Annotated in this window: 12 protein-coding genes; 3 read left to right on the forward strand and 9 right to left on the reverse strand. The window is 69.5% G+C overall.

Going from position 1 to position 12,980, the window contains the following annotated elements:
* Positions 1 to 41 precede the first annotated feature (41 nt).
* The 9 genes from IXW21_RS11940 to IXW21_RS11980 all read right to left on the reverse strand — a co-directional run bounded on the left by IXW21_RS11940 (position 42) and on the right by IXW21_RS11980 (position 8,641).
* Positions 42 to 1,151, reverse strand: a complete 1,110-nt coding sequence (locus tag IXW21_RS11940) for a DUF4064 domain-containing protein (protein WP_194764468.1) — start codon at positions 1,149 to 1,151, stop codon at positions 42 to 44.
* Positions 1,145 to 1,999 (reverse strand): hypothetical protein, encoded by an 855-nt coding sequence (locus tag IXW21_RS11945; RefSeq protein WP_228528457.1) that lies wholly within the window; start codon positions 1,997 to 1,999, stop codon positions 1,145 to 1,147. Before IXW21_RS11945 ends, IXW21_RS11940 begins: the two co-directional genes overlap by 7 nt.
* Positions 1,996 to 3,054, reverse strand: a complete 1,059-nt coding sequence (locus IXW21_RS11950) for a vWA domain-containing protein (RefSeq protein ID WP_194764469.1) — start codon at positions 3,052 to 3,054, stop codon at positions 1,996 to 1,998. The genes IXW21_RS11945 and IXW21_RS11950 overlap by 4 nt, the downstream gene beginning before the upstream one ends.
* A complete protein-coding gene (locus IXW21_RS11955; protein WP_228528458.1) occupies positions 3,051 to 4,037 on the reverse strand; it encodes a VWA domain-containing protein in 987 nt (328 codons plus the stop codon). The genes IXW21_RS11950 and IXW21_RS11955 overlap by 4 nt, the downstream gene beginning before the upstream one ends.
* Positions 4,028 to 4,519, reverse strand: a complete 492-nt coding sequence (locus IXW21_RS11960) for a hypothetical protein (protein WP_194764470.1) — start codon at positions 4,517 to 4,519, stop codon at positions 4,028 to 4,030. The genes IXW21_RS11955 and IXW21_RS11960 overlap by 10 nt, the downstream gene beginning before the upstream one ends.
* On the reverse strand, positions 4,506 to 5,459 hold the full coding sequence (locus IXW21_RS11965) for a DUF58 domain-containing protein (RefSeq protein ID WP_194764471.1): 954 nt from the start codon (positions 5,457 to 5,459) through the stop codon (positions 4,506 to 4,508). Before IXW21_RS11965 ends, IXW21_RS11960 begins: the two co-directional genes overlap by 14 nt.
* Positions 5,460 to 5,506: 47 nt before the next feature.
* Positions 5,507 to 6,472, reverse strand: coding sequence for an AAA family ATPase (locus IXW21_RS11970; protein WP_194764514.1), 966 nt, complete (start codon positions 6,470 to 6,472; stop codon positions 5,507 to 5,509).
* 405 nt (positions 6,473 to 6,877) lie between these two features.
* Entirely contained in the window at positions 6,878 to 7,609 is a 732-nt protein-coding gene (locus IXW21_RS11975) for a Pr6Pr family membrane protein (protein ID WP_194764472.1), read from the reverse strand.
* 93 nt (positions 7,610 to 7,702) lie between these two features.
* Positions 7,703 to 8,641: a DMT family transporter gene (locus IXW21_RS11980; protein WP_194764473.1), complete on the reverse strand. Its 939-nt coding sequence runs from the start codon at positions 8,639 to 8,641 to the stop codon at positions 7,703 to 7,705.
* A gap of 218 nt (positions 8,642 to 8,859) precedes the next feature.
* Here IXW21_RS11980 and IXW21_RS11985 point away from each other — a divergent pair, with 218 nt between their 5' ends.
* The 3 genes from IXW21_RS11985 to IXW21_RS11995 all read left to right on the forward strand — a co-directional run bounded on the left by IXW21_RS11985 (position 8,860) and on the right by IXW21_RS11995 (position 12,949).
* Entirely contained in the window at positions 8,860 to 10,146 is a 1,287-nt protein-coding gene (locus tag IXW21_RS11985; RefSeq protein ID WP_194764474.1) for an adenylosuccinate synthase, read from the forward strand.
* 7 nt (positions 10,147 to 10,153) lie between these two features.
* Positions 10,154 to 11,275: a lactonase family protein gene (locus IXW21_RS11990; RefSeq protein ID WP_194764475.1), complete on the forward strand. Its 1,122-nt coding sequence runs from the start codon at positions 10,154 to 10,156 to the stop codon at positions 11,273 to 11,275.
* Between the two features lie 240 nt (positions 11,276 to 11,515).
* A complete protein-coding gene (locus tag IXW21_RS11995; RefSeq protein ID WP_194764476.1) occupies positions 11,516 to 12,949 on the forward strand; it encodes a dihydrolipoyl dehydrogenase family protein in 1,434 nt (477 codons plus the stop codon).
* Positions 12,950 to 12,980: the final 31 nt, after the last annotated feature.

The following is a 12,980-nucleotide window of genomic DNA, read 5'->3' on the forward strand; positions in this document are numbered from 1 at the left end:
TCGGCGGCCCAGCGGCCCGTCAGACGATCCGATCGCCGGCCCTAGAACCCGGGGTACTCTTTCAGCCGTTCCTCGAACTCCGCCCGGTCGGCGTCGCTCAGCAGGCCGCTCGCGATGACGACCATCTGCAGGCCCTCGAGCGGTTCGCCCGTCCGCGCGTTCTGGGCCTCGCGCGCCACACGGAAGTCGCCGGTCGAGTCGTTGGCGAGGTCGAAGACGTTGGCGTAGAAGCGCATCGGCTCGGGGTAGTTCTCGGCGTAGTACTCCCAGGTGTGCTGCAGACGGGGGTCTTCGCTGCCGTAGAGCTTCTGCTTCATGGTCGGTTCGATGCCCGAGTACTCGTCGTTGAACGAGTACAGGTATGACAGGCCGTGCTCGATGACGACGTCGTCGATCAGATCCATGACCTGCAGCTTCACGCCGTAGTCGTGGATGGGCTCCGTGGTCGCCCAGCCGACTGACGTGTACTCGATGAGCATCGACTCGCCGCCGTAGCCGTTGCGCTCGGGCCGCAGATCCTCATCGCCGACCTGCACCCACTGGTAGCCGAACTCGTCGGTGACCCGTTCGCGCACGTCGGCGAACAGCGCGTCCGCCGCAGCGCGCACCTCTTCGAGGGACTGCTGATTCAGGGCATCCCGAGGGTCCTGGTCCTTGATCCCGGGGTAGGCCTCTTCGTGCTTCTGCTCGTCGCTCTTCATGCCGTCGTAGCTGCCGGTCGCCGACGTGCGCACGGCGCCGATGCCGCCGACGGTGGCGACGTTGAAGACGACGGTGACCGCCAGCGCGATCGCCGCGAAGGTCCGCGCACGTGCCGAGAACAGCGCACCGACGATCACCGCCACGACGACGAGCTGCAGCGTCAGCATCGTGACGCCGTACAGCGCATCGGTGCCACCCGCCGCGAGTGTGATCAGCAGGATGAGGGCGAACAGGATGCCGGTGACGAGCGCGATCCAGCCGAGGATGTTCGCGGGCTTCTTCGACGGCTCCACCGTGGCGGTGGCCGACAGACCGGGCACCGCGGGCGAGGGCAGCAGGGGACCGGACGGCCGCCGCGCATTGCGGTAACCGCCGGGAGGCGGCACGGGAGGTGCGCCCTCGGTGCCGGCGACGTAGCGGGCCCGCTGCTTCTCGTGATCCATCACCATGGCTTGTCCGTCCCCGAGCCTCCGCCGTCGTCGTCGCCGCGCTGATCGCGCTCCTGCGTGCCCTGCTCGAGCTGTTCCTTGAGGTCCTCGATCTTCTCATCCGAGGGCTGTTCCTGCTGCTCCTGCGGTTCCTGCTCCTGCGGTTCCTCGGGCGGAGTCTGCTCCTCGTTCTGCTGCTTCTGCTTCAGCCGGTCTTCGAGGTCCTCCTTGCTCTGCTGCATGTCGCGGTCGGGATCCGACGACTGCTCCTGCGCCTCGTCGCTGTTGCACTCCTCGGGCATCTCCGTCGTCACGGTGAGCGCCTCGCCGTAGAGCTCGGCGGCGGTGGCGCCGTCGCCGTCGCTGCGCGCCGCGTCGCCCATCCGCTCGATCACGATCGCGAGGTTGATGCGCACGCTGCAGACTTCGAGCCCGGTGGCGAGGCTCAGGGACTCCTCGAACTTCGCGCGCGACTCCGGCAGCTTCTCCGCTCCGGCGAGAGCGGTGCCCACGTTGAACGGGGCCTTGTACGGCTCGAACCAGTTGAGGAACTCCTGCCCGCGCGCCGCCGATTCGGCTCCGGCATAGTCGTCGGCGACATACGAGCTGATCGACTGATGCGCGAAGGCGTACATGCTCAGCAGCTTGCCGACGAACAGCAGCGCGGCGAGCGTGAGCGGCAGGGTGCCGAGACCGATCCACAGACGGACGCGGCGGCGTCGCCGGTTCGAGGCCAGCAGCGCGGCCGCGGCTGCGGCGCGGAGTTCGGCCGGCGTCTGCGCGTCTGCCTGCGGGTGCGGCGCTGTCTGGGGCGGAACGGGAACGTCGGGCGGAGTCGGCGCGCCGGGCGGAAGCTGGTCGGAGGTCATGCGGCCCCTCCTTCTGTCTTCGAGCCGGAGGCCGCGCGAGCGGCGGAGCGGGACCGCACGCGGAGCCTGCGCAGCCGCGCCACGAGCATGGTCGCCCGAGCGAGCTCGACCCCGAGCAGTGCGGCCATGAGCAGCGCCGCGATCCAGTACAGCTCGATCACGTTGCCGACCTCCCCCGAGTCGGAATAGGCCACCGTGGTCGACGGCGCGTCGGGCAGCGTCGGCTCCGAATCGGCCGTGCGGTGCTGGTACTCGACGCCCAGCTCACCCGCGATCGTCTGCAGGTTCGCCTCGTCGATGACCGACAGCGCGTTCGAGCCCTGGTACTCGATGTACCCCTCGCCCTCCGCGGGATCGAACGACCCCGAGGTGAGCTTCATCGGGCCGCCCTCGGCAGTGCCGTAGCCGAACACGGCCCCGGCGTCGGTGAACGCCGCGCTGTCGTCGAACGACTCCGGCGGCGACAGAGCGGTCTGCTCGCCGTCGCCGAAGTAGAACACCATGCGCGACCGGTCCTCCGAGTTCGCGGCGGCATTCGCCAACGTCTCGTGCAGCTGCTCGGCGGCGATGCCGATCGAGCTGCCCCGAGAGCGGCTGGTCACCTCGGGACGCAGCACCTCGAGCGACGACATCAGCGAGGTCGTGTCGGTGGTCAGCGGCATCCGCACGTCGGCGGACGCGTCGAAGGTGATCAGCGCGAATCGCGCGCCCGGATACTCGTCGACGATCTTCTGCACGTCAGCGCGCACCCCGTCGAGGCGGGGCTCGCCGTCGCCCCAGTCCTCCGCGACGATGCTGGCGGTCGTGTCGACGACCAGTACGACGTCGGTGTCGGTCGCCAGGGTCTGCGTGGTGCCACCGGGGATGCCGGGGCGAAGCAGCATCACGAAGCACGCGAGCAGCATCACCAGCCGCATGGCCCAGAGCGCTCGCGCGCCGGCCCTGGTGCCGGAGCCCGTCGTCGGGGCCTTCACGAGGGCGAGCACCGCGAGCGCCGCGATCGGGGTGAAGAGCAGCGCGAGGAGGAAGACGTTGAGCACGGGCTGGAAGATCACAGTCTCACCCTCCACAGCACGACGATGAACGCCAGGGTCGACACCATGAGCACGACGATCCACAGGTTCGGGCTGTCGCTCCAGACCACCTGCGCCTGGCCCTGGAGCGCCGTGGCCTCCTGCTCCTGCACCTGGGCGACGATGTCTTCGACGGTCGTCGTGTCACGCAGACCGTAGGCGGTGCCGCCGGTGGTCTCGGCCGCCTCGGTGAGCTCGGCGCTGATCTCGGCATCCTTGCCCTGCACGGGATTCAGGCTGAAGACGCGCACGCCGATCGACTTCGCGTAGGCCGCGGCCTCCTGCAGGGTCACGATCGACGCGCCGTTGATCTCGTTGTCGGTCGCGAAGATGATCGACCGGGAGCGCTCGTCGTCGGGATGGTCGAACGCGAGCGCGCACGCCGCGAGACCGTCGCCGATCAACGAGGCGCCGTTGCCGTTCATCGTGCCGACCCAGTGCTCGGGGGTCTGCTCGGTGAAGTCGAAGCTCTCTCTGATGCTCTGCAGGTGCTCGCGGATGAAGGGGTAGTCGTCGGTGAGGGGGAAGATCTGCACCGGCGAGCTGTTGAAGATCGTCAGTCCGATGCGCTCGCCCTCGAACTCCTTCAGCAGCTCCTCGAACACGGTGAGCACCTCGACGTCGACCTCGGTCATCGACCCCGAGACGTCGAGGCACAGCATGATGTCGCGGCTCGTGTTGACGGGCTGGATAGTCTGCGACGTCATGGGCCGTGCCGCGACGACGCCCGCCGACGCGGTCGCGATGACACCGAGCAGCAGGATGCCGCAGAGGGCGACGATCCGTCGGTTCAGCGCCGTGCGGAAGGACGGAAGCGCGCGTACCCGCTCGGCGCGCGCGATGCGCGCCTGCTCGTGGGCGTCGCTGCGGCCGGTGCGACGCAGCCCGAGCACGAGGCCGATCGCCACGGCGACCACGACGATGCCGGCGGCGACGAGCAGCATCCACCAGTTCGCTAGTGCCATGAGCGCACCACCGCCCTGGCCGCCTCGGCTCCGGCGAGCGGGTCGATCGCGGGTCCCTGGCGGAAGATGCTCGGGTAGTAGTGACGCTGCATCGCGTCGATGAGGGCGGGGTGCGCGCCGCGGGCGACGAGATCGTCGAGCGCCATCACCGGGGCCTCGAGTCCGCTGTACTCGTTGACGAACGTGCGCACGACGCGGCTCAGTTCGAGGTTGGCGTTGCGTGCCGAGAGCGAACGGGCGCGGTAGTCGTCTTCGATGCGCTGGATGCTCTGCAGGTACTCGACCCGCAGCTGCGAGAGCACGTCTGTCGTCTGCAGCACCGGACCCTGCGACGGGTCGGTGAGGGTGAGGTCGCGGCGCGGCCTGGTCAGCAGCATCACGACCCAGGCCGCCGCGATCAGGAGCAGCAGAACGCCGATCGCGAGCAGGATCCAGCCCCAGCCGTACTGGGCCGGGGGGTAGAGCTCGTCAGAGCCGGGCATGAGACCTCCGACCCGTCGACGGGCTCAGGGACCCACCGGGTGCGGGCGCCGCAGCTCGCGCACCCGCTCTGCGGAAAGCCAGCAGCTGCAGCAGCTGCGAGACGGCGTCGTCCTGCCCGGTGAGCACACCGTGGCTGATCTCCATGCGGGTCAGCAGCTCGGCGAGGCGCGCGGCATCGGCCTGAGCCTGAGCCACGAGCTCTCCCACGATGTCGAGGTCTCCCTGCGCGAAGTCCGGCACCTCCCACATGCTGTCGACGTCGGCGCGGATCGTCTTCGTCGTGTGGTCCAGCACCGGATCCGCGTCGCGCAGAGTGAGCCACAGCACGTCGTGCTGCACGCGCAGTCGGCGCAGCATCCGTTCCGTCTCGGTCGTGATGGGCGCTTCGTCGGTGACCACGACGACGATCATGCGCCGCGAGATCGTGCGCGTCACGTACGACAGCAGGGCGTCGCGGTCGCTCGGCGCGGTGCTCGTGGCGATCGACCGGTCGATCGTGCGCAGTGCGTGCTCGAGGGCTCCCTCGCTGCGGCCGGGGGCACGGCGGCGCACGCCGTCGGCGTCGCCGTGGACGAGCGAGAAGTCGTCGCCGTGGCGCAGCGCGAGCACGCCGAGTGCGCCTGCCGCGAGCACCGCCAGGTCTTTCTTCGACCTCTCGTCGCGTGCAAGCGCCGACATCGAGCGGCCCGTGTCGACCACGAAGAGGATCGTGTGCATCCGCATCGCGCGGTGACGCTTGACCAGGGGAGTGCCCAGCCGTGCTGTCGCCCGCCAGTCGATGTCGCGCACCTGATCGCCGTACTCGTACTTGCGCAGGTCTTCGAAGTCGAGGCTGCGCCCGTGCAGCAGCGACGCGTAGGCACCGTCGAGCGCGTGCAGCGACTTGCGCGACGAGTGGATGAAGAGCTTGCTCTTCACCTGGGCGATCAGGCTGGGCATGGGGCGCTTTCCGGCTGGGTCCCTGAGCGTGTCGAAGGTTCGAAGGGTCAGGGGGTCGGCACGGACGCGAAGATCTGGTCGATGATCTCTTCGCTGCGGATGCCCTCGGCGTCGGCCTCGAACGTCAGCAGCACGCGGTGGCGAAGCACGAGGTGGCGGAGCGAGCGGATGTCCTCGGGCAGCACGTGCGCGCGGCCGTTGAGCAGCGCCAGCGCGCGCGATGCCTGCAGGAAGGCGATGCTCGCGCGGGGGCTCGCGCCGTACTTGATGTACCGGGCGCGCTCCTCGCCGATGTACGGCGCGGGGTTCCGGGTGACGTAGGCGATCGAGACGATGTAGTTGCGGATCGCCGGGTCGACGTACACGCGACTCGCCACGTCCTGCAGCAGTCGCACGTCGTCGAGAGTGATGGCGCTCGAGACGTGACGGTCGGGATCGAGCACGCCCGAGTCGATGCGTCCGAGGATCTCGAACTCCTCGGCGGGGCTCGGGTACTCGACGATCTCCTTGAGCAGGAAGCGGTCCATCTGCGCCTCGGGCAGCTCGTACGTGCCCTCTTGCTCGATGGGATTCTGGGTCGCAATGACCAGGAAAGGCTGGGGCAGGTGGTGAACCTCGCCGCCGATCGTGGTCTGGTGCTCCTGCATCGCCTCGAGCATGGCGCTCTGAGTCTTGGCGCTCGACCGGTTGATCTCGTCGAGCAGCACGAAGTTCGCATGCACGGGGCCCAGCACCGTGCGGAACGACCCGGTCGCGGCGTCGTAGATCTGGTTGCCGGTGATGTCGCTGGGCAGCAGGTCGGGCGTGCACTGAATGCGCTTGAACTGCGCCTTCACGGTGTCGGCGAGCGTGCTCGCGGCCGTGGTCTTGGCCAGGCCCGGCACACTCTCGAGCAGGATGTGGCCGCCGGCGATCAGCGAGATCAGCAGGCTCATGCGCAGGCGCTCCTGGCCGACCATCTTGGCGGAGTACGCATCGGAGACGGTCTTCAGCACCTCGCTCGCGCGCCGCATCTCGGCGTCGGTGGGAGCGGCGGAGTTCTTGGGCGCCGGGGTCGACGCCGACGATGCTGTCGCGGACGCCTCGGCCCGGGTCGCGGGAGGAGCCGGCGGTGCGGCCTGACCCGGAGGCGCGGGCGGAGGCGGCGGTGTCGAACCGGCGGAGGGGCCGGGCGAGTAGGGCTCGTTCATCGGTGTGTCTCCTCGTTCCCACGGGGACGCGTCGACGATCCCCCGTCGATCAGCGTAACCGCATCCGGCGACGGGCACGGCTGTCGGGCGGCCTTCTCCGCGTCGGGCGGAGGTCTGCTCGAGATATGGCCTCCCGACACGGAGATTGCCGCCCGGGGCGAGGCGCGGCTGTCGGCGTGCCCTCGCCGCGAAGGAGATGTCTCGCTGTGAAGGATGCTGTCGCGAAGATCAGCCTTCGGAGCGTGAGAAGTCCTTCGCTGCGGACGAGGAGGACGCGGCGGATGCTGCGCGGCTGCGCCCCATCCAGACCACGAAGCAGCCGACGCCGATGATGGCGATCGCGATGCCCACCACGTAGCCGGCGACGCCGAGATACCCGCCGACGAGCCGTGGGTCGAGGAACGGATACGGGTACCACCAGGCATTGCCGGTCGCCGGAGCGGTGATGAGGTTCGCGCGGATCATCGTGTACGCCGCCCAGACGAGCGGGAAGATCGCGGTGACGAAGACGGTGCTCCACGGCAGGGCCCGCCGGCGCGGCGCGAACAGCACATCGAGCAGCAGGAACAGCGGGAACACCACGTGCAGCACCTCGTTCGACCAGGGGACGGTGGTGCCCTGCGGCAGCTCGATGCCGCGGAGCATCGTGTTGTACACGAGCCCCGTGACGATCATGTATGTGCTGACGCAGACCAGCAGCACGGCGAGCCAGCGCGGTTCCTGCTCGGCATCGCCGCGGTGACGCAGGGCCCAGATCGCGCCGATGACCAGCACGCCCGCCGCAAGCAGGTTCGACTCGATCGTGAAGAAGCTGAGGAAGTTCGCCGACACAGTCGGCAGATGCGAGCCCCACGGTGTCGTGGCCTCGAGAGCCACCTGCACTGTCAGAGCGAGCTGTGCGATGACGGCCGCGACCGAGAACGCTGCTGCCGCGAGTCGTGCGTAGGGCCACCAGGTCATATTCGCCTCCGCCGCACACTTTATCGGTCGCGATGCGTCGCACTGCTAGACCGATATGGCGATATGTGAGCGGATCGATCTGCGGGGGCGCCATCAGGCGCGGCGGCCCCACCGCATCCGCGTGACGAGCACGCCGAGCAGGCACAGCGCCCCGCCGACGAACATGAGCGGCGTCGGCACCTCGCCGAGGATCGCCCACGACATCAGGATCGCGATCGCCGGCACCACGTAGGTCGTCGCCGACGTCTGACCCGCGGTGCTGCGCTGCAGCACGTACGCCCAGGTCGTGAAGGCGATCGCGGTCGGGAAGATCCCGAGATACACGACCCACAGCGTCGAGTCGAGCGGAGCCGTCTGCAGAGCGCCGATCAGGCTGCCCGTCCACGGCAGCAGCGCGACGGTGCCCGCGACGGCGCCGAGGAAGGTCAGCGTCGTCGCGTCGGACCCCGCGCTGAGCAGGTGCTTCTGCAGCAGGGTGCACCCGGCGTACATGACGGCCGCGAGCAGTGCGAGCAGCAGCCCGGTGATGTCGGGGCCTTCGCCCGCGCTCGTCGATGAGTTCATGCCGATCAGCACGACGCCGAGGAAGGCGATCGGGGCTCCCACGATGAGCGGCTTCGGGAAGCCCTCGCGCAGGAACAGGCCGCTGAAGACGACCACCATGAGCGGCGCGAGGTTGACGACCATCGCCGCCGTGCCCGCGTCGAGCGTGCGCTCGGCGGCGTTCAGCGCGAGGTTGTAGACGCAGAACCAGCCGATGCCCCACACCGCCACGAGCCACCAGTGCCTGCGTGCGGGAAGACGGATGCCGTGTCGCACCGCGATGATCGCGAGTGCGGCACTGCCCACCGCCATGCGCAGCAGCGCCAGGGCGCCGGGATCGTAGTGCGGACCCGCCCCGCGGATGCCGATGAACGCCGACGCCCACAGGACCACCGTCACGAGGGCGGCGACGAGCACGAGCGGACCCTGGGTGCGGGGCTTCGGGGGATTCAGGCTGTCGTCGCGCTGCACGCGACCGGTCTTCGGCATCCTCCGATCCTGGCACCGGCCACCGACACTGACGAGCGGCGGGAGCGACAGCATCCGATGCTTTTCCGCCAGTGCCCCGCCAGGTGCTTCGCGCCTGTCGCATCCGGCCGCCCACAGCCCGAAAAGGGCCCCGTAACACCGCTTCGATAGGATGGACCTGCCCGAGAAGGGCCAGCTCATCAGCCGGTGCAAACCCGGCGAAAGCAAGGGGGATACCCATGCCAGGAATCGTTATCGTCGGCGTCCAGTGGGGCGATGAGGGCAAGGGCAAGGCCACCGACCTGCTCGGCGAGCGCACCGACTGGGTCGTCAAGTTCAACGGCGGCAACAACGCCGGTCACACCGTCGTGGTCGGCAACGAGAAGTACGCACTGCATCTGCTGCCGTCCGGCATCCTGTCGCCCGGCGTCACGCCGGTCATCGGCAACGGCGTCGTGATCGATCTCGAGGTGCTGTTCCACGAGCTCGAGGCGCTCGGCGCCCGCGGCATCGACGTGTCGCGCCTCAAGGTGAGCGCCAACGCGCACATCATCACTGCGTACCACCGCACGCTCGACAAGGTCACCGAGCGCTTCCTCGGCAAGCGCAACATCGGCACGACTGGCCGCGGCATCGGCCCGGCCTACGCCGACAAGATCAACCGCGTCGGCATCCGCGTGCAGGACCTCTTCGACGAGAACATCCTGCGCCAGAAGGTCGAGGGCGCGCTCGACCAGAAGAACCACCTGCTGGTGAAGGTCTTCAACCGTCGCGCCGTGACGGTCGACGAGATCGTCGAGGAGCTGCTGTCGTACGCCGAGCGCCTGCGCCCGATGGTCGCCGACACCGGCTACCTGATCTCCGAGGCGCTCGACCGCGGCGAGGTCGTGGTGTTCGAGGGCGGCCAGGCGACCATGCTCGACATCGACCACGGCACCTACCCGTTCGTGACGTCGTCGACCGCGACGGCCGCGGGCGCGGCATCCGGCTCGGGTGTGGGCCCCGGCGCCCTCGACCGCATCGTCGGCATCGTCAAGGCGTACACGACCCGCGTGGGATCCGGTCCCTTCCCGACCGAGCTCTTCGACGAGCAGGGCGAGTGGCTGCGCTCGCGCGGCTTCGAGTTCGGCACGACGACGGGCCGTCCGCGCCGCGTCGGCTGGTACGACGCCCCGATCACGCGCTACGCGACCCGCGTCAACGGGATCACCGACCTGGTGCTCACCAAGCTCGACATCCTGACCGGACTCGAGCAGATCCCGGTCTGTGTGGCGTACGACGTCGACGGAGAGCGCTTCGACGAGGTGCCGGTGAACCAGACCGATTTCCACCACGCGACGCCGATCCTCGAGAACTTCCCCGGCTGGTCGGAGGACATCTCGACCGCTCGCACGTTCGAGGATCTGCCGAAGAACGCGCAGGACTACGTGCTGGCGCTCGAGAAGATGAGCAACACGCGCATCTCGGTGATCGGCGTGGGTCCCGAGCGCGACCAGGTCGTCGTGCGCCACGACCTGCTCGACTGAGCGCGCCGTGACCCGGTTCTGGCTCGGCGGATACGGATCCGCGATGGAGGGCTCCGCCGACGGCATCGGCCTGCTCGCGGGCGACGCCGACAGGCAGACGTCGCTCTCGTATCGCGGCGCGGTCACGCAGACTCCGTCGCCGTCGTGGCTCGCGCCGCATCCCACCCTCGACGTCGTCTACGCGGCGCTCGAGGGGGATGCCGCGGTGCAGGCGTTCATCCGCTCCGGCGAGTCCGCGCTGCAGCCGCTCGGCGAGCCGGTCGAGGCCGGACAGAATGTGTGCCATGTCGCCGTCGCCCCGCGCGGGGACTTCCTGATCGCGAGCTGCTACGGCGACGGCCGCGTCGTGCGCATCGGGATCGACGCCCAGGGCCGATTGGTGCCGGATGCCGTGAACAGGGCCGCCGAGCTGCGTGCGGCCCTGCTCGGCGAACCCCTCGAGGCGTCTGCCCCGGCGGGTGTCGCCGCGGCGGCATCCGACCCGTACGCGGGCTCGCGCACGGCCGGCGGTGACGAGCGCGTCTCGCACGCGCATGCCGCCGCGTTCCTGCCGGACGGGCGCATCGCGACGACCGATCTCGGCTTCGATCTCGTGCGCATCTGGCGTGCTTCGACAGGCTCAGCAGCCCGTGGCCTGGTCCTCGATCACGAGGTCGCCCTGCCGATGGGCACCGGACCGCGACACATGGTCGTGCACCCCAGCGGTCACCTGCACGTCGTCACCGAGTACTCGTGCGAGGTGTTCACCCTCGCCGCCGGTCGTGACGGCACGTGGGCGGTCGTCGGTTCGGTGCTCACGAGCCCGATCGCCGAGGTGGGCACCGACTTCCCTGCCGAGCTCGCGCGCACGCGCGACGGACAGTTCCTCTACACCGCGCTGCGCGGCAGCAACACGATCGCCGCGCTACGAGTGCAGGGCGGCGGCGAGAGCCTCGAGCCGTTCGCGTTGGCCGACTCGGGCGTCGACTGGCCGAGGCATCACCTGGTGCACGAGGGCAAGCTGCTCGTCGCGGGGCAGCGCTCCGACACGATCGCCCTGCTCGACCTCGATGAGCGCACGGGGGCGCCGCTCGGCATCCGCCATCAGGCACCCGCGCCGACGCCGACGAGCTTCCTGCTCGTGCGCTGAGCTCGTTCGCGGTCGTCGCTTGACCTCAACCTTGCCGTTCACGATTCAGCAAGGATTCGGTAAAGCCGGCCGAACTGGGCCGCTTCGGGGCGGATCCGGCCCATCCATGCTGAGTTGTGAACCGAGATCGGCCGAGACCGGCGACGCGCCCGGCGCATCCCACCACAACTCCCGGCGGAACACCACCCCGTGACTCGGCGTTGCTTCTGAGCAAGACTGGGCGACGGAGAGGTGCACCACATGGCTGCTGAGAAGACCGACGAATACGACCTGATCGTGCTGGGCGGAGGGCCGGTCGGCGAGAATGTCGCCGACCGCGCCGTGCAGGCCGGGCTGACCGCGATCATCGTGGAGAGCGAGCTCGTGGGCGGTGAGTGCTCGTACTGGGCCTGCATGCCGTCGAAGGCGCTGCTGCGTTCGGCCCAGGCGCTGCGCGCGGCGCAGCATGTCGCCGGATCGAAAGAGGCGGTGACCGGAAAGCTCGACGTGCGGGCGGTGTTCGACCGCCGCGACTCGTTCACGAGCAACTGGTCGGACGACGGCCAGGTGAAGTGGCTCGACTCGGCCGGCATCGACCTGGCGCGCGGCCACGGTCGACTCACCGGCGAACGCGAGGTGACGGTGACGGATGCCGACGGCGGCACCCGCGTGCTGCACGCCCGTCATGCGGTCGCGATCAGCACCGGCTCGGACGCCGTGATCCCGCCGATCGACGGTCTGCGCGCGTCGTCGCCGTGGACCAGCCGCGAGGCCACCAGCGCCGAGGAGCTGCCCGAGTCGCTCGCCGTGATCGGCGGCGGAGTCGTCGCAGTCGAGATGGCGACGGCGTACGCGGCGCTCGGGTCGACGGTCACGATCATCGCCCGCAGCGGACTGCTCGGCTCGATGGAGCCGTTCGCGGGTGAGCGCGTCGCGGCGGGGCTGAAGGAGCTCGGCGTCGACGTGCGCACCGAGACCGGCACGACGAGCGTCAGCCGCAGCGACGACGGGGTCACGATCGTGCTCGACGATGGATCGAGCATCACCGCGACCGAGGTGCTCGTCGCGACGGGGCGCTCTCCGCGCAGCGGCGACATCGGCCTCGACGTCGTGGGACTCGAGGCGGGGCGCTGGATCACGGTCGACGACACGATGCGCGTTCCGGATTCCGACTGGCTCTACGCCGTCGGCGACGTCAACGGGCGCGTGCTGCTCACCCACCAGGGCAAGTACCAGGCTCGGGCGGCGGGCGACGTGATCGCGGCCCGCGCGAAGGGCGACGCCGTCGACGACGCTCCCTGGGGGCGTCACGTCGCGACCGCCGACCACGCGGGTGCCCCGCAGGTCACGTTCTCGATCCCCGAGGTGGGATCGGTCGGGCTCACCGAGGCTCAGGCGCGTGAGGCGGGCCATGACGTCGCGGTCGTCGACTACGACCTCGGCGGGGTCGCCGGAGCAAGCCTCTACGAAGACGGCTTCGAGGGTCAGGCACGCCTGGTGATCGATACCGACCGCGACGTCGTGATCGGTGCGACCTTCGTGGGGCCCGAGGTGGCCGAGCTCGTGCAGGCCGCGACGATCGCGATCGTCGGCGAGGTGCCGATCGCGCGGCTGTGGCACGCGGTTCCCTCCTACCCCACGGTCAGCGAGGTCTGGCTGCGGCTGCTCGAGGGCTACGGGCGGCAGTCGGCATGACCCTGGTGTGCGGATGCGCGGAGCGGATGCC

It is taken from the genome of Microbacterium sp. UFMG61, from assembly GCF_015354505.1.
In the GTDB taxonomy this organism is placed as follows: Bacteria; Actinomycetota; Actinomycetes; order Actinomycetales; family Microbacteriaceae; genus Microbacterium.